15 protein-coding genes and 2 pseudogenes are annotated in these 19,426 nt (G+C 73.2%); 2 read left to right on the top strand and 15 right to left on the bottom strand.

Going from position 1 to position 19,426, the window contains the following annotated elements; all coding sequences use genetic code 11:
* Positions 1-32 precede the first annotated feature (32 nt).
* From ACQPZP_RS24760 to ACQPZP_RS24815, 12 genes and pseudogenes are all read right to left on the bottom strand, one after another.
* Positions 33-1,091, bottom strand: a complete 1,059-nt coding sequence (locus ACQPZP_RS24760) for a 2-hydroxyacid dehydrogenase (RefSeq protein ID WP_433472101.1) — start codon at positions 1,089-1,091, stop codon at positions 33-35.
* Positions 1,092-1,700 (bottom strand): histidine phosphatase family protein, encoded by a 609-nt coding sequence (locus ACQPZP_RS24765; RefSeq protein ID WP_433472102.1) that lies wholly within the window; start codon positions 1,698-1,700, stop codon positions 1,092-1,094.
* The gene (locus tag ACQPZP_RS24770; protein ID WP_433472103.1) at positions 1,697-3,178 is read right to left on the bottom strand and encodes an FGGY-family carbohydrate kinase; all 1,482 of its coding nucleotides are present in this window, start codon (positions 3,176-3,178) and stop codon (positions 1,697-1,699) included. The genes ACQPZP_RS24765 and ACQPZP_RS24770 overlap by 4 nt, the downstream gene beginning before the upstream one ends.
* Positions 3,175-4,701: an FGGY family carbohydrate kinase gene (locus tag ACQPZP_RS24775; RefSeq protein WP_433472104.1), complete on the bottom strand. Its 1,527-nt coding sequence runs from the start codon at positions 4,699-4,701 to the stop codon at positions 3,175-3,177. Before ACQPZP_RS24775 ends, ACQPZP_RS24770 begins: the two co-directional genes overlap by 4 nt.
* A 39-nt stretch (positions 4,702-4,740) precedes the next feature.
* Positions 4,741-5,985: a sugar ABC transporter permease gene (locus tag ACQPZP_RS24780; protein ID WP_433472105.1), complete on the bottom strand. Its 1,245-nt coding sequence runs from the start codon at positions 5,983-5,985 to the stop codon at positions 4,741-4,743.
* A gap of 214 nt (positions 5,986-6,199) precedes the next feature.
* Positions 6,200-6,976: pseudogene (locus tag ACQPZP_RS24785) on the bottom strand (ATP-binding cassette domain-containing protein); the annotation flags it as partial.
* A 20-nt stretch (positions 6,977-6,996) separates the two neighbouring features.
* Positions 6,997-8,076, bottom strand: a complete 1,080-nt coding sequence (locus ACQPZP_RS24790; RefSeq protein WP_433472106.1) for a substrate-binding domain-containing protein — start codon at positions 8,074-8,076, stop codon at positions 6,997-6,999.
* A gap of 271 nt (positions 8,077-8,347) precedes the next feature.
* Positions 8,348-9,139, bottom strand: a complete 792-nt coding sequence (locus ACQPZP_RS24795) for a DeoR/GlpR family DNA-binding transcription regulator (protein ID WP_433472107.1) — start codon at positions 9,137-9,139, stop codon at positions 8,348-8,350.
* A gap of 200 nt (positions 9,140-9,339) precedes the next feature.
* On the bottom strand, positions 9,340-9,864 hold the full coding sequence (locus ACQPZP_RS24800; RefSeq protein WP_433472108.1) for an NADPH-dependent FMN reductase: 525 nt from the start codon (positions 9,862-9,864) through the stop codon (positions 9,340-9,342).
* Positions 9,861-10,253, bottom strand: coding sequence for a rhodanese-like domain-containing protein (locus ACQPZP_RS24805; RefSeq protein WP_433472109.1), 393 nt, complete (start codon positions 10,251-10,253; stop codon positions 9,861-9,863). The genes ACQPZP_RS24800 and ACQPZP_RS24805 overlap by 4 nt, the downstream gene beginning before the upstream one ends.
* Before the next feature lie 51 nt (positions 10,254-10,304).
* A complete protein-coding gene (locus ACQPZP_RS24810; RefSeq protein WP_433472110.1) occupies positions 10,305-11,183 on the bottom strand; it encodes a Gfo/Idh/MocA family protein in 879 nt (292 codons plus the stop codon).
* Positions 11,184-11,192: 9 nt separating this feature from the next.
* Positions 11,193-12,320, bottom strand: a complete 1,128-nt coding sequence (locus ACQPZP_RS24815) for an epoxide hydrolase family protein (protein ID WP_433472111.1) — start codon at positions 12,318-12,320, stop codon at positions 11,193-11,195.
* A gap of 61 nt (positions 12,321-12,381) precedes the next feature.
* Between ACQPZP_RS24815 and ACQPZP_RS24820 the strand changes: the two genes are divergently transcribed.
* Positions 12,382-13,335 carry a helix-turn-helix transcriptional regulator gene (locus tag ACQPZP_RS24820; RefSeq protein ID WP_433472112.1) on the top strand — a complete coding sequence of 318 codons (954 nt, stop codon included), beginning with the start codon at positions 12,382-12,384 and terminating at the stop codon, positions 13,333-13,335.
* On the opposite strand, the gene ACQPZP_RS24825 is transcribed toward ACQPZP_RS24820, so the two are convergent.
* From ACQPZP_RS24825 to ACQPZP_RS24835, 3 genes and pseudogenes are all read right to left on the bottom strand, one after another.
* Positions 13,316-13,843 carry a hypothetical protein gene (locus ACQPZP_RS24825; protein WP_433472113.1) on the bottom strand — a complete coding sequence of 176 codons (528 nt, stop codon included), beginning with the start codon at positions 13,841-13,843 and terminating at the stop codon, positions 13,316-13,318. The two genes, ACQPZP_RS24820 and ACQPZP_RS24825, sit on opposite strands and share 20 nt — an antisense overlap.
* An 851-nt stretch (positions 13,844-14,694) precedes the next feature.
* Positions 14,695-15,222: pseudogene (gene narY / locus ACQPZP_RS24830) on the bottom strand (nitrate reductase subunit beta); the annotation flags it as partial.
* 551 nt (positions 15,223-15,773) lie between these two features.
* Entirely contained in the window at positions 15,774-16,310 is a 537-nt protein-coding gene (locus tag ACQPZP_RS24835; protein ID WP_433472114.1) for a hypothetical protein, read from the bottom strand.
* Between the two features lie 292 nt (positions 16,311-16,602).
* Here ACQPZP_RS24835 and ACQPZP_RS24840 point away from each other — a divergent pair, with 292 nt between their 5' ends.
* Complete coding sequence (locus ACQPZP_RS24840; RefSeq protein ID WP_433472115.1) at positions 16,603-19,329, top strand: BTAD domain-containing putative transcriptional regulator; 2,727 nt, start codon at positions 16,603-16,605, stop codon at positions 19,327-19,329.
* Positions 19,330-19,426: the final 97 nt, after the last annotated feature.

Here is a 19,426-nt window from a genome sequence, read left to right on the forward strand (position 1 = left end):
CCTCCTCGTGGTGGGGGTTTCGAGGGGAGGGCTCAGGGGTGCGTCAGCCGGGCGGTCTCCAGCACCTCGGGGTTGGCGCAGTGGACGAGCGGTTCGCCGCGCAGGTGGCGGCCGACGTCGCGGGCGATGATCCGGGCGGCGTTGGCGGCGGTCTGCTTGCTGGCGCCGGCCAGGTGCGGCGTCACGATGATGTTCGGGGTGGTCAGCAGCCGCGACCCGGCCGGGATGGGCTCCTCGGGGAACACGTCGAACGCGGCGCCGAACAGGTGCCCGGACTCGGTGGCGTCGCAGACCGCCTCGTAGTCCAGCAACGACCCGCGGGCGCAGTTGACGATGATCGAGCCGGGCGCCATCGCGGCGATCTGCTCGGCGCCGATCATGCCGGTGGTCTGCGGTGTCGCGCGGGCGTGCAGGGTGACGATCTGCGCGCGCGCCAGCAGCTCGTCGAGCGTCACCAGTTCGGCGATGTCGGCCAGGTCGCCGAGGTCGTCCAGGTAGGGGTCGTGGACGAGGACGTGCACACCGAGCGCGGCGAGCATCCGGGCGACGCGGCGGCCGACCGCGCCGCAGCCGACGAGCCCGGCGGTGCTGCCGAGGATCTCGATGCCGACGTCGTCGTACCGGTAGTAGTCGCCGCGCCACTGCCCCGCCATCAGGTCGACGTGCGTCTGGGGAATGCGCCGCACCGCCGCGAGGATCAGCCCGAGGGTGTGCTCGGCGGTCGCGTCGGCGTTGCGTCCGGGGGCGAAGCAGACGGCCACGCCGTGCTCGGTCGCCGCCTCCAGGTTGGCGTTGACGGGCCCGCCGCGGCTGATGCCGAAGAGCCGCAGGTCCGGCGACGCCTCCAGGATCCGCCGGGTCAGCGGCGCCATCTGGGTGACGCAGACCTCGGCGCCGCGCAGCGCCTCGATGAGCTGCTCCTCGGTCCCGGACGCCTCGTCCACCTCGGCGACGCGCCCGAACGGCTCCACCGGCCACGGCAGCGTGACCTCGGAGAACTCCAGGTCGCCGGGCGCCTCGGCGCGCAGGGCGTCGACGAACAACTCGTTGCGGACGAAAAGGTCACCGGCCGCGAGCACGCGGGTACTCATTCATCGCTCCAGTGGGGTGTTGAACTCCAGGAGGGCGGCGTCGCCGTCCCGGAGCCGTATCTCGGTCAGGGCGCAGTTGCCCAGCGACGGGAACCGCCGCCGGTAGTCCTTGAGCGGCACCCCCAGCAGCCGGCACAGGGCGAGCCGGATCGCCGTGGAGTGCGCGACGACGAGGACGCGGCCGCCGGGGTTGCGCCGGGCGATGTCGTCCAGGCAGCCGGTGTAGCGGCGCGCGGCGGCGACGGGGTCCTCGCCGCCGGGCAGATGTCCGGCGACGGGGTCGGCCAGGAACGCGCGCAGCTCGTCGGGGAACTTCCGCTCCATCTCCGCGCGGGTGAGGCCCTCGCCGTGGCCGAAGTCCAGCTCGCGGAGGCGTTCGTCGACGTGCAGCCGCGCGCCGATCGCCTCGGCGGACGGCGCCGCGGTGATCCGGGCGCGCGACAGGTCCGAGCACCACACCGCGTCGGGGCGGGCCGTCCTCGCCCATGCGGCGAGGAGCCGGGCCTGCTCCAGTCCGCGCGGGGTCAGCGCGACGTCGCTGACCCCGGCGTACCGGTTCTCGGCGTGCCATTCGGTCTCCCCGTGCCGGACGAGGATGAGGCGCGTCATCGGGATGTCCTCTCGCGTGCGTGCGCGGCGGTCTCGGCGGGCAGCCAGCCGCGGCTCTCCAGCTCACCGACCAGGCGCAGGTAGGGGGCGTCGAAGACGCCGGCCCTGTCCGGGCGCGGGTCGATGACGGTCCGGACGTCGACCATCCGCCCGGCGACCTCGGCGACGTCCCTGCCGGGCGAGGCGGCGAGGACGGCGGCGCCGAGCGCGGAGCCCGCGTGCCGGGGCAGGACGACCGGGCGGCCGAGGATGTCGGCGCGCAGCCGGCACCAGTACTCGCTCCGCGCGGCCCCGCCCGTCAGCGTCAGGTCGCCGCCGGTCGGCGCGCCGAGGAGGTCGAGGTGGTCGAAGCAGAGCCGCTCCAGGTAGCCGACGCCCTGCAGGACGGCGGCGAAGTCGTCTGCCTCGTCGCCCGTCCCGTCCAGCCGGAACCCGCGGGCGTCGGGTGCGAGGAACGGGAACCGCTCCCCCGCCGGGACGAGCGGGTAGGCGAGCGCCGCCGCCGGTTCGTGGCCCGCGGCGCGCCGGTCCAGGTCGGCCAGGTCGCGGCCGGGGAAGTCGCGTGCGATGGCGCCGGCGCCGGTGCTGGACGCGCCGCCGGGCAGCCACCTGCCGTCCGGCGCCTTGTGGGAGTAGACGACGCCGAACGGGTCCTGGACGAGGTCGTCGGTGACGCCTTTGAGGACGAGCGTCGTGCCGAGCACGGAGTTCCAGGAGCCGACGGTCAGCCGTCCGGTGCCGAGCTGGGCGGCGCACCCGTCGGTGGCGCCCGCGATGACCGGGGTCCCTTCCGGGATGCCGGTGGCTTCGGCGGCGCGCGCGCAGACCGTTCCCAGGGGCGCGCCGGACCGTTCCAGCGGCGGCAGCAGATCGTCCGGAACGCCCAGCGCGTCGAGCACGTCCTCCGGCCATGCTTCGGCGATGAGGTCGGCCCCGGTCTTCAGCGCGTTGCTGAGGTCGGCTGCGACCGGATGACCGGTCAGCCTCCGGCTGACGAAGTCGGCCTGGTGGGCGAGCCGGGCCCCGTCGCGCGCGTGGTGCTCCAGGAGCCACAGCAGCTTCGGCAGCGCCCAGGCGGGCTGCATGCGCTGATATCCGAGCTTGCGCCACACCTCGCCGCCGGCGTCGTTCACCCGCTGGACGTGCTCCGCCGCCCGGGTGTCGTCGTACATGAGCGCCGGGGTCAGCGGCCGTCCGGCGTCGTCGGTGAGCAGGACGGTCCCGGACGTCCCGTCGACGGCCACGGCCTGGACCGCCTGGGCGGGGACGTCCCGCAGGGCCTGCCGGCAGGCGGCGCCCACCGCCGTCCACCAGTCCTCCGGGTCCTGCTCGTGCCGGGGCCCGTCCCGGAGGCCGGTCAGCGGATGGCCGCCGCTTCCGACCACTTCGCCCGAGGCGGTGACGGCCACCGCCCGCACGCCCTGCGTCCCCAGGTCGACCCCGACCCAGACGGCCTCCACATCGGGCACGGCGCTCACAGGCCCGTTCCCTCGTTCCGCGGCCGATCGCCCGCCGTGCGGGCGCGGAGTTCGGCGAGGGTGGGCCAGGCGGGGGCCGTCGCGGTGCGGATCGCCAGGAAGTCCTCGTAGGTCCGGGCGTAGTGGGCGGCCCGGGCCGGGTCGGGGGTGTAGGTGTCGCCGGGGCGGACGTGGGCGTCGGCGGCCTCGCGCGCGTCGGCGGCGCGGCCGGTGGCGAGGAGACCCACGATGAACGCGCCGCGAGCGCCGGCCTCGGTGTCGGCCGACCGGACGACGGGGACGCCGGTGACATCGGCGAGCATGCCCAGCCAGATGGGGCTCGCCGAGCCGCCGCCGCTCACCCGCAGTTCGGTGGGACGGGTCTCGGCCGCGGTCAGGCAGTCGCGGACGACCAGGCTCAGCCCTTCGAGGACGGCCCGGGCGATGTGCTCGCGCTCGTGGTCGACGGTCAGGCCGTGGAACGCGCCGCGCGCCTGCGGGTCGAGGAACGGCGCGCGCTCGCCGGCGGGCGACAGGTAGGGCAGGAAGATGAGCCCGTCGGCGCCCGGCGGGACGCGCGCCGCGAGGGCGGCGAGGTCGGCGGGGTCGGTGAGGCCGAGGAGGCGGCACGCCCAGTCGACGACCTGGCCGCCGGCGAGCGTCGGGAACGCCCGCAGGTAGCGGCCCGGCAGGCCCATCGCGACCGTGAGGCCGGACGGCTCGCCGGCGAGGCGCGGGCCGTCCACGACCATCTCCGTGCACAGCGTCGTGCCGAGGATCGTGCACGCCTGGCCGGTGTCCACCGCCCCCACGCCGATCGCGGTGGACGCGATGTCGTACGGGGCGAGGACGACCGGCAGTCCGGCCGGGAGGCCGAGCTCGCCGGCGGCGTCCGCGGCCAGCGGGGCGACCCGCCGGTCGTCGCCGCGCAGGTCGGGCAGCAGCCGCCGGGCCCACTCCATGTCGTAGAGGCGGAGCAGATCATCGGAGTAGCGGAGGCCGGCGATGTCCATGAACGGGGCGGACGCGTCCGAGCCGTCCACGGCGATCTCCCCGGTGAGGCGGGAGAAGATCCAGCCGCCGCAGGTCAGGGACGCCGCCGAGCGGGCGAGCCGGTCCGGGTCGTGGTCGCGCAGCCAGGTCAGGATCGCGTTGGGCAGGCCCGCGAAGTGCAGCGACCCGTTGGCGCGGAACGCCTCCTCCAGCACGCCGGACGCCGCCCAGCGCTCGATGGTGGAGGCGGCGCGGCCGTCATTCCACAGGATGGCGGGGCCGGTGGGGGCGCCGTCGCCGTCCACCAGCCAGCTTCCGTCGCCCTGCGCGGTGAGCGCCAGGAAGTCGACGCCGGTGCCGGTCCGGGCGAGCACCTCGCGGACACCGTCCGCGACGGCCCGCCAGACCGACGCCATGTCCTGCTCGGCGTGGCCCGGCGCGGGCCGCGTCACCTCGGTGGGCCGCCGGACGACGACCAGCTCGGTGCCGTCCCCGGCGTATCCCACCGCCTTGATCATCGTGGTGCCGGCGTCGACGCAGACGACCGTCATCGGCTCCCCCGTCCGTCGTTCGGTGATCCCATCGTGCGGTCAGGCCCGGCCGTGCGAGGCCCGCGACCGGCGGGCGACCGAGTCCAGCGCCACGGCCAGCAGCAGCACGGCGCCGGTGACCATGAAGCGGTAGGACGAGTCGAGGTTCAGCAGCGTCAGCCCGCTGGAGATCGACTGGATCACGAGGATGCCGAGCAGCGCGGCGAACGCGTTGCCGCGCCCGCCGAACAGGCTCGTCCCGCCGATGACCGCCGCCGCGATCGCGTTCAGGTTGACGTCGCCGCCGCCGCTGCTCTGGTTGGCCGCCGCCAGCCGGGCCGCCGCGAGGATCCCGCCGATCGCGGCGAGCGTGGTGCACATGACGAACGCCGTGGTGTAGATGGTCTTGACGTTGATGCCGGCGCGCCGGGCCGCCTCGACGTTCCCGCCGATCGCGTACACGGACTTGCCGTACTTCGTCCGGGACAGCGCGTAGTGCGTCACCAGCACCAGGCCCAGGAACAGGACGAACATCCAGCCGACCCCGCGGTCCCTGTTCAGGTACCACACCGCGACGCCGAGGCCGGCCAGCAGCGCGGCGCTGCGGAGGATCAGCGTGCGCTCGGACGTCGCGGGCAGGCCCGCCCTGCGGCGCTGCACCGCCCGGTTGTGGCCGGTCAGGTACAGGGCGGCGGCGCCGGCGACGACCAGCGTGTACGCCAGCCACGGCGGGACGAAGTCGAGCTGCGCGAACGTCACCAGCCGGGAGTCGAACGGCAGGTTGATCGACCCCTTGGGCCCGAGGATCCACAGCTGCAGGCCGAGCCAGCCGAGCAGCCCGGCCAGCGTGATCACGAAGCTGGGCACGCCGAGCCGGTTGAAGATCTGCGCGTAGAACCAGCCGAGCGCGACGGCCAGCACCACCGCCGCCAGGATCGCCAGCCAGGACGGCCAGCCGTGGTCGACGAACAGCACCGCGACCACCGCGGCGCTGAGCCCGCTGATCGACCCCACCGACAGGTCGATCTGCCCGACCAGCAGCATGAACACCACGCCGAGCGCGATCACGCCGACCGGCACGCACTCCAGCGCGAGGTTCACGAGGTTGGCGCTGGACAGGAAGACCGGGTTGAGGATCTGCATCACGGTCCAGATCACGACCAGCCCGCCGACCACCGGCGCGACGCCGAGATCGCCGCCGCGGACCCGGTCGGCCATCGCCGCCAGCGCGGCGCGCGGGCCGCGGTCCCCGGACGGTCCCGGCAGGCCGGTCTTCACCTCCGGCGGCGCCATGAGGTCACTCATCGCCGGCTCCCTTCCTCAAGCCGCCCGGCGCGACCCGCGCGGCGCGCTCGCCGCCCGGCTCGCCGGTGTCGTCGTCCACGGACTCCTTGCCCTCGCGGGCCCCGTCCTGATCCGCCCCGTCCTGATCCGCCCCGTCCTGGGCGGCCTCGGCCGCCTCGCTCTCGGCCGGGTCGTCCTGAGCCGGGTCGGTTCCGGCCTCGGGACGTCCGTTGGCCGCGCGGCGGCTCACCACGTTGTCGGTGGCGCCGGTGATGGCCGCCACCAGTTCCTCGGCGGACGTCTTCCGCGCGTCGAACACGCCGTTGTTGCGGCCGAGCCGGAGCACCGCGACGGTGTCGGCGACGGCCTTCACGTCGGCCATGTTGTGGCTGATCATGATGACTCCGTGGCCGCGCTCCCGGAGCCGCTCGATCAGGTTGAGCACCTCGGCGGTCTGCGCGACGCCGAGCGCGGCGGTCGGCTCGTCCAAGATGATGATCTTCGGGTCGCCGAGCAGCGACCGGGCGATCGCCACCGTCTGCCGCTGGCCGCCGGACAGCGCCGCGACCGGCACCCCCACCGAGGGGATCTTCGCCGAGAGCTGGGTGAGCAGCTCCCGGGAGCGGACCTCCATGGCGACGTCGTCCAGGCGCAGCGCCTTCATCTCGCGGCCGAGGAACAGGTTCTCGATCACGTTGAGGTTCTCGCAGAGCGCGAGGTCCTGGAAGACGGTCGCGATGCCGAGGTTCTGCGCGGCGGCTGGGGTGGGGATGCTCACCTCCCGCGACTCGAAGGTGATGGTCCCCGCGTCCGGCGCGTGCACGCCGGACAGGACCTTCACCAGGGTGGACTTGCCGGCGCCGTTGTCGCCGACGAGGGCGACGACCTCGCCGGCGGCGACGTCCAGCGACACGTCGGTGAGGGCGGCGACGGCGCCGAACGCCTTGCTGACGCCGCGCAGCGACAGCAGCGAGCCCGTCGCGCCGGCGGGTGGAGAGGACGATGGTGACATGACGAACCTTCGGGAGATCGCTACTTGACGCCGAGCTTCGTGCAGGCCGCCGCGTACTCGGCGGTGCAGACCTTGTCGGCCTTGAGGGCGCCGTCCGGGCCGAGCAGGACCTTGCCGATGTTGTCCTGGGTGACGACGGTCGGGGTGAACAGCTCCGACGGGGTGTTGAACAGCGTCGTGTTCCCCTTCGGCGTCTCGCCCTGGGCCAGCTTGTAGGCGGCGTTCGCGGCGGCCTCCGCGACGATCTTGATCGGCTTGGAGATCGTGTTGTACTGGTCGCCGGCGACGATCCGCTGCGCGGCGGCGAGTTCGGCGTCGTTGCCGGTCACCGGCGGAACGTCCTGGCCGGCGGCCTTGAACGCGGCGATGGCGGCGCCGCCGGTGCCGTCGTTCGCGGCGACGACGCCCGCGATCTGCCCGCGGAACTTGCTGATCTGGCCGCTGACCCACTCCTGCGCCTTCGCGGGCTCCCAGCCCAGGGTGTCGTACTCGGCGAGCAGCTTGAACCCGCTCGGGTCGACGGAGCTGTGGATGCCCTTCTTGATCAGGTTCGCGGCGGCGTCCGTCGGCGAGCCGTTGACCTCCAGGATCCCGCCCTTGGCCTTCTCCTTCTTCAGGTGGTCGACGAGCGACTGCCCGATCATCGCGCCGATCTTCTCGTTGTCGAACGAGACGTAGTAGTCGGCCTTGGCCTGCGGGATGGGACGGTCGTAGGCGATCACCTTCACGTCCCGGGACTGCGCCATCCGGACGATCGACGCCGCCGCGGCCGAGTCGACCGGGTCGATGACGATCACCTTGACGCCCTGGGCGAGCACCGAGCTGGCCTGCTGCTGCTGCTTGGAGGCGTCGGCGCCGGCGTTCTGGTAGAGCACCGAGCAGCCGCCGCACAACTGCTTCATCTTGGCCTTGAACAGCGGAGCGTCGTAGAGCTCGTAGCGGGTCGAGGCGATGTCGGGCATGAGGAACGCGATCTTGGCGTTCTTCGCGTCGCCGCCGCCGGATGATCCCGAGCTCTTGGACGAGCACGCCGCGGCGGGGGCGAGCACGGCCAGGGCCGCGGCTGCCGCGGCGGCCGTCCTGAAGGAAAGCTTCTTCACTGAGTTCTCCTCGGTGGTACGCCCGTGAAGAAGGGCGATGGAGCCGATGCGGCGGCCGCGCGACCGGGGGTCGGCGAGCACCGCGCTGAGAACGTAACACCAGGAACGTTAGAAGTGTCAATACTCGAACGTTAACTAACATCGAAGATCGTGAAGCCCGGCACCGATCATGCCGAAAGCGCAGGTCACAGCTCAGCATCGATCCCGCACGGCCTCTAGGCACGCACGGGTCGGATGGCGTTACTTGTAACGTTCGACTTTCACAGAGAGGTCAGCCGAGCGGACGGGCCGCGACGTCGTAGTCGACCTTGTGCTTGGCGAGGTCGCCCAGCGCGTCGGGGGACGCCCCGTCGTCCACGATCACCCGTTCGAAGTCGCTCAGCGGCGCGACCCGGTGCAGCGCGGTGCGGCCCAGCTTCGTGTGGTCCACCAGCAGGACGTTCCGGACGGCGCTGCGCAGCATGGCCCGCTTGACCACGACGACGCGCTGCTCCTGGTGCCCGGCGTTGCCGCCCGACACCGCCGAGGTCGACACGAAGCACAGATCGACCTGCAGCGACTCGATCATCTCGACGCACGAGACGCCCATGAACGAGTTGTGCAGCGGGTCGTAGTCGCCGCCGAGCGCGATCAGCCGGATGCCCTGCACCGGGGCCAGCAGGTTCAGGCCGTCCAGGAAGTTGGTGACGATCGTCAGCGGGCCGAGGCCGGTGAGCCGCCGGGCGAGCGCGAGGGCCGTCGTCGAGTCGTCCAGCATGATCGCCATGCCGGGCTCGACCAGCTCCGCCGCCCGCGCGGCGATGGCCTCCTTCTCCTCGCGCATCGTCTTGTTCCGGTACGCGACGCTGCTCTCGAACACCCCGGAGCGCTGCGCGGTGACCCCGCCGCGGTACTTGCGGACGATGCCCTGCCGCTCCAGCTCGTCCAGGTCGCGGTGGATCGTCATGAGGCTGACGCCGAACCGCTCGGCGAACTCCGCGGCCGAGCCCGATCCCTCGGCCAGCACCGCCTCGGCGATCGCGTCCTGCCGTTGTGCGGGCCCCCGCCGCTGCCGGTCGCTCATGCCGCTCCTCCGTCCGGACGCCGGAGGTGCCACCGCCGTGCACCCTCGCCCCATGGCGTCGATTCTCGCCTCACGGCGGGCGGCGGGCCGGCGGAACGGCCCCGATCACGCGCCTGCCGTGCGATGACAGGGCAAAAGTTAACACCACGAATGTTAAGAGCTCAACTCCGGGAGTCACACCGGCCGCCGGAGCCGGCCGCTCAGCCGGGGGCGGTCCGGCCCGCGAGGAAGCCGCTCACCTGCGGCGCCACCCGGCCGGCCCACGCGCCGACGATCTCCTCGGCGTCCGGGAGCTGCGATTCGAGCAGGGCGAGGCCCGGGGTCGGGACGCTCGCGCCCAGCTCGACGAGCAGCGGCCGCAGATGCGTCTCCACGGCCAGCGAATGCTTCGGGTCGCCCATGACCAGCAGCGGCAGGGCGGCCGCGGACGCGAGCGAGCCCGCCCCGAAGCGGTCGAGGAACACCTTCAGCAGGCCGGTGTAGGTGGCCTTGTAGGTCGGGCTCGCGACGACCAGGACGTCCGCGCCGCCGACCACGTCCAGCGCGTGCCGCACCGCGGGCGGCGGGGTGGCGCTCAGCAGGTCGGGCGCCAGGGCGGACAGGTCGACCGTCTCGGTCTCGCCCGCCTCCCCGACCCGCTCGCCGATCGCCCGGGCGGCCGTGAGCGCCACCCCGAGCGTGCGCGACCGCGGCCGGGGATTGCCCACCAGCGCCACGAGGCTCACCCGCCCGCTCCCCCGGTCGTCGGCAGGCCGGCCGCGCGCCACGCCTGGAACCCGCCCACGACGTCGGTCGCGCGGGTCAGCCCGAGGTCGTGCAGCGCCGCGGCGGCGAGGCTGGAGGTGTAGCCCTCCGAGCAGAGCACGATGACGCGCAGGTCGTGGCCGGTGGCCTCGGGCAGGCGGGCGGCGGAGGACGGATCGAAGCGCCATTCCAGGACGTTGCGCTCCACGATCAGCGCGCCGGGCACCTCGCCCTCGTCCGCCCGCTGGGCGGCCGGGCGGATGTCGACCAGGACCGCGCCGTCCCGGGTCTCGGCTTGGGCCTGATCAGGGTGGACGCGTTCCAGCCGGCCGCGTGCGGCGGCGAGGATCTCATCGATAGTGCGAGCCATGGCATCCAGGATGACAGCAGATTTCCTATTGAGCCAATCGGGAATCTGGGATTACTCCGCCGCCAGCTGCGCCTCGGCCGAGGCGAGGATCTTCTGGATGCGCAGGCCGTGCGCGGCGTCCAGCAGGGGAGCCGGCCCGCCCCGGACGGCCGAGCCGAACTCCGCCACCATCGTGGCGAACGCGTCGTCGCCCAGTTGCGACCAGTCGAGCAGCGCGTGCCCCTTCCGCCCGTACACCTCGACACGGGCGGGTGGCAGCTCGCCCATCCCGGCCATCGAGACCGACGCCTGGCTGACCGCGCCGCTCTCGTGCTCCAGCGTCAGGCCGAGCCAGCCCAGCGGGTCGCCGTGCGCGCGGACCCCGGCGACGCGGCCGAGCGAGGCGTCCAGCAGGTCGACGATGTGCGGGCCGAGGTCGAGCAGCGCGCCCTTCTCCAGCCGCCACGGGGTGGCGAAGGGCCCGCCGCTCAGCACCGACGAGACGAACGAGCCGTAGCCGCCGAACGGCTCCAGGCCTCCGGCCCGGTCGAGGAAGGCGCGGGCCGCCCGCGAGTAGCGCAGGGTGAAGACCATCTGCGAGACGACACCCGCCTCGGCGATGGCATCCGCCAGCCGGCGGGCGCCGTCCAGGTCCATGGCGAGGGGCTTCTCCAGCAGGACGGCCTTGCCCGCGCGGGCGGCCCGCTCGGCGAGGTCGGCCTGGACGTCCGGCGGGACGGAGAACGCGACGGCCTCGCAGGCGTCGAACAGCTCCTCGATCCGCTCGAACGCGGGCGCGCCGTGCTTGCCCGCCAGCTCCGCGGACGCCTCCGGCCGCCGCGCCCAGACGCCCGCGAGCCGCGTGGCCGGCCCCGCCGCCAGCGCGGGCGCGTGCACCATCCCGGCCCAGGGACCCGCCCCGACCAGCCCCACCGCCACAGAATCGCTCATGGGGCAAACCTAGACGATCCGCCTCCGAGTCAGGTCCCGGAAGAACGCCCGGATATCGGACACGAGGAGCTCGGGCTGCTCCAGCGCGGCGAAGTGGCCGCCGCGCTCGAACTCCGTCCAGCGGACGATCGTGTCGGTCCGCTCCCCCAGCGCCCGGACCGGCAGCGCGGCCTCGAACGGGAACACGGCCACGGCGGTCGGGACGGGCGAGGGCCCCTTGCCGCCCCATGTCCTCGACGCCTCGTAGTACAGCTGCGCCGATGAACCCGCCGTGTTCGTCAGCCAGTAGAGGGTGACGTCGGTCAGGAGCACGTCGCGGTCGACACCGTGCTCGCTCCACTCGGTGAACTTCTCGGCGATCCACGCGAGCTGCCCCGCCGGGGAGTCGGCGAGGCCGTAGGCGAGGGTCTGCGGGCGGGTCGACTGGATGGCCATGTAGCCGCCCATGTCGGAGGTGAAGCGTTCCAGCCCGGCCAGGCGCTCGCGGTCCGGCTCGGAGAGTCCCTCCGGGGACCCGAACGTGAGCAGGAAGTTGATGTGCACGCCGATCACGTGGTCGGGTGCGACGTGGCCCAGCTCGCGGGAGATCCCCGACCCGTAGTCGCCGCCCTGGGCGCCGTAGCGGTCGTAACCGAGGCGTTCCATCAGCACCGCCCACGCCTCGGCGACGCGGCCCAGGTCCCAGCCGGTGCCGGCGAGCGGCGAGGAGAACCCGAAGCCGGGAATGGACGGGATCACGAGGTGGAAGGCGTCGGCGGGATCGCCGCCGTGCGCACGCGGGTCGGTCAGCGGGCCGATGACGTCCAGGAACTCGACGATCGAGCCCGGCCAGCCGTGCGTGAGGATCAGCGGCGTCGCGTCCGGCTCGGGCGAGCGGACGTGCAGGAAGTGGATCCGCTGGCCGTCGATCTCGGTGACGAACTGCGGGTGCTCGTTCAGCCGGGCCTCGTGGACGCGCCAGTCGTAGCCGCCGGCCCAGTACTCGATCAGCTCGCGCAGCCGGTCCTCGGGGACGCCGCGCTCGGCGCCGGTGCCGGGGACCTGGCCGGGGAGCCGGGTCCGGGCGAGCCGGTCACGGAGGTCGTCGAGGTCGGCCTGCGGAATCTCGATGCGGAAAGGGCGGATGTCTTCGCTCATGACCCGAGCCTTTCGCCCAATGCGGCAAGATTCCTGCCGCGATCGCGGAGAGAATGGCGGCATGCTCGAAGCATCCGCCCGCCTGCTCCGCCTGCTGTCGCTGCTGCAGAGCCGCGCGGACTGGACGGGCCCCGAACTCGCCGAACGCCTGCGGGTCAGCGTCCGGACCGTCCGCTACGACATCGGCAAGCTCCGCGACCTCGGCTATCCGGTGCACGCGGCCCCGGGGGCGGCCGGCGGCTACCGGCTCGGCGCGGGCGCCGCGCTGCCGCCGCTGCTGCTGGACGACGAGGAGGCCGTGGCGGTCGCGGTCAGCCTGCGCACCGCCGCCGGCGGCACCGTCGCCGGGATCGAGGAGACCAGCGTGCGGGCGCTGGCCAAGCTGGAGCAGGTCCTCCCGTCCAGGCTCCGGCGCCGTGTCGCCGCGCTGCACGGGTACACGACCCGGCTCGGTCCGGGCGGGCCCGCGGTCGCGGCCGAGACCCTCGCCACGATCGCCGCCGCCTGCCGGGACCATCGCCGGCTCCGGTTCGGCTACCGGCGGCACGACGGCGGCGAGAGCGCCCGCGACGTGGAGCCGTACCGCCTCGTCCACACCGGGCGCCGCTGGTACCTGATCGGGTGGGACGTCTCCCGCGGCGACTGGCGCACGTTCCGGGTGGATCGTGTCGAGCTCCGCACTCCGGAGGGCCCGCGCTTCACACCGCGCGAGACTCCGCCCGCCGACCTGGTGCCGCGCGGTGTGGACGCGGCGCTGGCGCACCACCGGGCCCGTGTCACCGTGCACGCCCCGGCCGAGGAGATCACGGGCCGGGTGCCCGCGTCCGTCCTCGTCGAGCCGCTGGGCGACGAGAGCTGCGTGGTCCTGGCGAGCGGCGACACCCCCTACCGTCTCGCGCTGAACATCCTCATGCTCGAAGCCGATTTCGAGGTGGACGGACCACCCGAACTCCTGGACGCCCTGAACACCCTCGCCGGACGCTGCACGGCCGGGATCAGCAGCCGCCGTGCGTGATCGTCCAGTCGTCCAGGAAGGTCTGGACGTGGTAGCCGTAGAGACCGCCGTCCGTCAGATAGCTGTAGGCGGTGTCGTAGTCCTCGCCGCAGGTCGCGCGGCCGGCCTTGATCGCCCAGTCGTCCGGGGCCTTGATCCCCTCCGCGGCGATCAGGGCCAGGAAGTCGGCGTCCGCGTCGCTCTGGTCGGGTGCCTGCGGCGCCGGCGCCGGCGCCGGCGCCTGCTCGGTCCTCGGTTCGGTGACGGTGACGGTCGACCGCGGCGCCTCCCTGTGCCCGGGCGTCCCACTCCGGGGCGGCGCGGACGAGTGGCTCTGCGGCGGCGCGGACGAGTGGCTCTGGGGCGGCGCGGACGAGTGGCTCTGGGGCGGCGCGGAAGAGCGGCTCTGCGCGACTCTGCCGGCGTCCTGCGAATCCTCCGGGTTCAGCTTGATGAACGCGATGGCGCCGGCGCACGCCACGACCGCCGCCGCCAGCGCGGCCGCCGCCACGATCATGATCTGCCTCATGGTGCCCCCCGATGGGCAGCTGCGAGGGAGGTCCGGGCGGGTCTCGCCCGTCCCTCGCACCAGGCGAGGCCCCATGGTTCCAGCGTGCGCGTGACCGCGTCATCAAATAAAGGGGGGCCGGACGTCCCGGCTCGCGTTCCGGCGGTGCGGGACGGCTCCGGCGATCAGCCGAGCTGGACGCCGAGGAACAGGGCGAGGAGGGCGCCGAGCGCTCCGAGGGCGCCCCAGACCGCCAGGCCGGCCTTGGAGCCCGCACGGGCGTGCAGGAACGCGGCGACCCCCGACAGCAGCACGAACGCCAGCTTCACCTCCAGGGTCCGCTTCGCCTCATCGCCGAGATCGCCCGCGGTGATGTTCCAGACGCCGGTGAGGACGAGGACGGCGAACGCGGGCCAGGCGATCGCGCTGAACCTGCGCGCCGCGGCCTTGGCGACGCCCTCGTAGCCGCGCAGCGCGGGCACCAGCGCGCCGAGCGTGATCTGCCCGCCGACCCAGATCGTCGCGGCGAGCAGATGCAGGAAGATCCGCACGTCGGCGGTGGTGACGGCGAGCACGAGGGGCCTCCGAGGGACGTACCGGGCGGTGATCGGGGTCGTTGTCCCGGACGCTACCGCCCGTCCCGGCGGCGTCCGGCACCACCCCGGTAGCCGACCGGCGCGGTGAGCATGTGCACGAGCCGGGTGAACGGCCAGATGCAGAGCAGCGCCATCGCGCTGACGGCGTGGAGCCGGAACAGGATCGGCACGCCGGTCATCAGGTCCGGGTCGGGCTGGAGGTAGAAGATCGACCGGAACCACGGTGAGACGGTCGATCGGGTTGGCGCCGCCGGACGCCTCCTCGAACGGGCCCGAGCCGCCGAGGCCGGCGCCGCCCATGCCGGGCCCGCCCTCGTAGTTCAGCGCGCAGTCGGTCGCGAGCTCTTCCAGGCCGTGGCCCTGCTCGGCGTGCGCGGCCGGGATCACGTACCGCTCGTCGTACTTGGCGAGGGCGAGCAGCCGGTACATGTCGTACATCGCCTCGGCCGACATCCCGACGCCTTGCGGGATGGACTCGTCGGGCTCGCGGCCGAGATTGATGTCGCGCATGTAGGAGCCCATCGCAGCCAGCCGCCGCAGGACGGCGTCCACCGGGGCGGTGTCTCCTGCGGTGAACAGCTCGGCGAGGATGCGCAGCGTCTCGATCGCGGCGAACAGGTTCCCGGCGTTCTCGGCGTCGTGCCCGGTGTCGCGGACGACGTCCGCCACCGGGGACAGCGGCGGGATGTACCAGACCATCGGCATCGTCCGGTACTCCGGGTGCAGCGGCAGCGCCACCCTGTAGGTGTTGATCAGCGCGTGGATCGGGGAGCGCTGCGCCGCCTCGATCCAGCCGGCGGGGATCCGGTCCGACAGCCAGCCGCCCATCGGGCGCATCACCACTGCGAGCAGCACGAACCCCGCCGTCCGGTTCGCCGCGTCCGACTGCGACAGCCCGTACTCCGTCTTCAGATAGGTGGGCAGGTACACCGAGAACGCCACATAGCCACCGAACCCCACCGCGAACAGCGCCGACATCTGCCACGTGACGCCCAGCCGGGGCCCAGCGGGCTCAGCAGCGCCCACGCCCAGAAGTTCACCGCGAACCCTGGCCGTGGCCACCGCCAGCATGACCGCGGGGCGCCCGCTCCGGGCGGCCGGTCCCGGCCCGGCAGGCCCGGAACCCGTCTCCTGACGGGCCTCAGTCACCTGACCCACCCATTCCCTCAGCCCGGTTCCGTTGGGCCTTCCCCGGCCTCCGCGGGGTAACCATGATCGGTTTCCCGCCGGTTCCCACCCTGGTTCCGGGCACCCGCGATGAATAGGAACCTTGGTCCCGGCGAACGTCCCGGGGGCCGCAGCGCAAAGGTCGCCCGCCCTCCGGGAGCCGGGGGGCGGGCGGCCGATTCGTGGGGTCAGGAGATGATGAGGGAGCTCGTGACGTTGTCGAACGCCTTGTTCTTGGGGTCGGTGTAGTAAACGCACGTGGACGGCTGGCTGAGCTGCCTGCAGTGGTCGGCGAAGCCCGTGCTGCCCCGGGTGTTCGCCGTGAGGTTGTGCCCGTCGTAGAGCTTGATGTTGCAGTTGGTGGCGTCGTTGCTCTGCACGGAGCTGATCCGGTTGTCCCAGAAGTCACCGTGCACGATGTTGACCGGGTATTCGTTCTCGAATGGCCCCGAGCACTGGCTCACTCCGGCCGGAAGGTAAAAGGTGAATGCCTCACCTTCGTAGTTCGGGTGCTGGTGCACCTTGATCGCCCACGGGCCGGCGGCGACGCGCTGGGCGGCGCTGCCGCAGTCGGCTCCGCCGCCCGCCTTCAGCACGCAGACGCGGTTGTGCGCGGCCGGCGCGGCATCCTGCGCGAAGGCGGCGGGCGCCGCCGCCGCGACGAGCGCGGCGGACGCGCCGAGGACGGCGGCGCGGGCCGTCGTGCGTGCGAACCTGTTCCGCATGAGATCCCCTATTCTCCTCGGGAAGTGAGTACGCGCCGCACGCTAAGAATGCCGTGTACACGCGCCGTATATCCGCCGTATATATGCGCCGCAGATCAGCACGAGAGGGCGGCCACAGGGCCTTCTTGATCATTTGCAGATCGGCGTGAAACACCGATCTCCAAAGCGTGCCGCGTGTTAAGGTCCCCGGTACGGGGACGGGGGCATCTCTATGCGGTTCGGAATATTAGGACCACTCTCGGTCACCGAAGGCGAGCGGGCCTTCGAACTGACGTCGTTCAAATTGCGCCTTGTGCTGGCGGTCCTGCTCCGCCACGCCAATACGCCGGTCTCCGACGATCTGCTCGCCGACGCCCTGTGGGGCGAGCGGCCGCCCCGGTCGGCGTCGGCGAACCTGCGCATGTACGTGCACACGCTGCGCCGGACGCTGGAGAGCCCGGAGCGGATCGCCAGGATCTCGCCCGGCTACGCGCTCACCGTGGAACCCGGGGAGCTCGACGCGCAGCGCTTCACGGGCCTGGTCGCCCAAGGGCGTGCGGCCGGTGAGTGCGCGGACCCGGCCGCCGCGCACGCCGCGCTGAGCGAGGCGCTCGCGCTCTGGCGCGGGGACGCCTACGCGGGACTCGACGAGTCGCCGCCGCTGCGCGACGAGGCCGTGCGCCTGGACGAACTGCGCCTGGCGGCCATCGAGGACCGGGTCTCCGCCGGCCTGGACCTGGGCCGGCACGGCGAACTGGTGCCCGAGCTGCGCACCCTGGCCGCCGAGCATCCGCTCCGGGAGCGGTTCCGGGAGCAGCTGATGCTCGCCCTGTACCGCTCCGGCCGGCAGGCCGAGGCATTGCAGGTCTACCGCGACACCCGGCGCGTGCTCACGGGCGAACTGGGCATCGAACCCGGCCCCCGGCTGCGGCGGCTGGAGGCGGCGGTGCTCGCCGGCGACCCGTCGCTGGACCTTCCCGCCCCGGCGCGGGCCGCGCAGGGCGGACGACCGGCCTGGCCCGCGCCACAGCAGCTGCCGCCCGACGTGTCCGGGTTCAGCGGCCGGACGGACGAGCTCGGACGGCTCGCCGGCCTGCTGGAGATCGGCACGCGCCCGGGCACCGTGGTCCTCGCGTCGATGTCGGGCATGGCCGGGGTGGGCAAGACGACCCTCGCCGTGCACTGGGCGCACCGCGTGCGCGAACGCTTCCCGGACGGGACGCTGTTCGTGGACCTGCGGGGTTTCAGCCGGGCGGGCCCGCCCGCGAGGCCCGACGAGGTGCTCGACGTGTTCCTGCGCGCCCTCCATGTCCCGCCCGCGGCGATCCCCTCGACGCTGGAGGAGCGGGCCGCGATGTACCGGTCCCAGCTCGATCGGCGGCGCATGCTGATCGTGCTGGACAACGCGGCCTCGTCGGCGCAGGTCAGGTCGCTCCTGCCCGGCACGGGCGGCTGCATGACGATCGTGACCAGCCGCGGCAGCATGTCCGGCCTCGTCGTCCGCACGGGCGCGCACCGGATCCGCGTCGACCTCCTGTCACAGGCGGAGTCGCTTGCGCTGTTACGCGAGGTGATGGGGGCGGCGAGGGTCGACGCCGAACCCGAGGCGGCGGTGGAGCTGACGCGGCTCTGCGCGAACCTGCCGCTGGCGCTGCGGCTGGCCGCGGAACGCACCGCGGTCCGCCCGCACCTCAGGCTGGCCGAGCTGACCCAGGAGCTCCAGGACGAGCGCCGCCGGCTGGATCTGCTCGCGGCGGCCGACGACGAGACCGTGGCGGTGCGCGCGGCGTTCCAGTGGTCGTACCGGGCGCTGCCGCCGGACACGGCCCGCACGTTCCGCCTTCTGGGCCTGCACCCGGGCCCCGACATCAGCCTGGACGCGGCGGCCGTCCTCACCGCTCAGGATGCGCAGCGGGCGCGGCGGCAACTGGAAGCGCTTACCGATGTGCATCTGCTGCAGGAGACGACGTGCGGGCGCTACCGGATGCACGACCTGCTCCGCGTCTACGCCCGGGACCGCGCCGGCGCCGACGAGCCGGAACCGGAACGGGACGCGGCCGTCCGGCGGGTCCTCGACTGGTACCTGCACATGGCCGATGCCGCCGACCGGGTCCTGATGCCAGGCCGCCGGCGCGTTCCGCTGGACCTGCCGCGGCCGGAATGCCGGCCCGCCGCCCTGACCTCCGCCGGCGCCGCGCTGACATGGTGCGATGAGGAGCGGCTCAACCTGGTCGCGGCGACGCGGCACGCCGCCGAGGCCGGCCTGCACGACGTCGCGTGGAAACTCCCGTTCACGCTCTGGAGCTACTTCAGCCTGCGCACCCGGTGGACGGACTGGATCGTCACGCACGACATCGGCCTCGACGCCGTCCGCGAGAGCGGCGACAGGTACGGCGAAGCGCATCTGCTGACGAGCATCGCCAACGCCTACCGGGACGTGCAGCGCTTCGACGAGGCGTTCGAGCGGTTCGCTGCGGCCGTCGCGATCGGCCGGGAGATCGGCGAACCGTGGATCGAGGCGTCGGCCCGCACCCTGCGCAGCGTGGCGCTCGCCGATCTCCGCCGGTTCGGCGAGGCGACGGACGACTGCGAACGCGCGGAGAAGATCTTCCGTGCCCTGGGCGACCGGTGGGGCGAGGCGTGGGTCCGCTACCAGCTCGGGGAGATCTGCGGGAAGGTCCGCCGCCCCGCCGAGGGCATCGAGCACTCCCGGCGCGCCCTGGCGCTGTTCGAGCAGGTCGACGACCACTGGGGGGTGAGCCGGACGCTGTGGATGCTCGGCCAGGCCTACCGCGACCTCGGCCGCCTGGAGGAGGCCGAGGACCACTCGCGGCGGGCCCTGAGCGCCGCCCGCGCGATCGGCAACCGCCTCGGCGAGGGCTTCGCGCTGCTGAACCTCGGCAAGATCAGGAACGACGCCGGCGACGGCGCCGCCGCGCGGCGGCTGTGGGGGCAGGCGCTCGGCATCTTCGAGCAGCTGGGCGCCCCGCAGGCGGAGAGGGTACGGGCGCGCCTGGCCGCGTCCCCGCGACCGCCATGACCTACCGTTGGAACCGTCCCATCGTGGAGACGGAGGCGGGGCTTGAGCGATCATCACGAGCTGGTGGCGGCGCTGCGTGCGGCCGGGGTGAGCGGGG

It is taken from the genome of Spirillospora sp. CA-142024, assembly GCF_050942325.1.
Classification (GTDB): Bacteria; Actinomycetota; Actinomycetes; order Streptosporangiales; family Streptosporangiaceae; genus Spirillospora.

Coding starts and splice junctions, on each gene's coding strand:
- ACQPZP_RS24760 (WP_433472101.1), bottom strand. CDS start 1,091: ATGAGTACCCGCGTGCTCGCGGCCGGTGACCTTTTCGTCCGCAACGAG.
- ACQPZP_RS24765 (WP_433472102.1), bottom strand. CDS start 1,700: ATGACGCGCCTCATCCTCGTCCGGCACGGGGAGACCGAATGGCACGCC.
- ACQPZP_RS24775 (WP_433472104.1), bottom strand. CDS start 4,701: ATGACGGTCGTCTGCGTCGACGCCGGCACCACGATGATCAAGGCGGTG.
- ACQPZP_RS24780 (WP_433472105.1), bottom strand. CDS start 5,985: ATGAGTGACCTCATGGCGCCGCCGGAGGTGAAGACCGGCCTGCCGGGA.
- ACQPZP_RS24795 (WP_433472107.1), bottom strand. CDS start 9,139: ATGAGCGACCGGCAGCGGCGGGGGCCCGCACAACGGCAGGACGCGATC.
- ACQPZP_RS24805 (WP_433472109.1), bottom strand. CDS start 10,253: ATGGCTCGCACTATCGATGAGATCCTCGCCGCCGCACGCGGCCGGCTG.
- ACQPZP_RS24810 (WP_433472110.1), bottom strand. CDS start 11,183: ATGAGCGATTCTGTGGCGGTGGGGCTGGTCGGGGCGGGTCCCTGGGCC.
- ACQPZP_RS24815 (WP_433472111.1), bottom strand. CDS start 12,320: ATGAGCGAAGACATCCGCCCTTTCCGCATCGAGATTCCGCAGGCCGAC.
- ACQPZP_RS24820 (WP_433472112.1), top strand. CDS start 12,382: ATGCTCGAAGCATCCGCCCGCCTGCTCCGCCTGCTGTCGCTGCTGCAG.
- ACQPZP_RS24825 (WP_433472113.1), bottom strand. CDS start 13,843: ATGAGGCAGATCATGATCGTGGCGGCGGCCGCGCTGGCGGCGGCGGTC.
- ACQPZP_RS24835 (WP_433472114.1), bottom strand. CDS start 16,310: ATGCGGAACAGGTTCGCACGCACGACGGCCCGCGCCGCCGTCCTCGGC.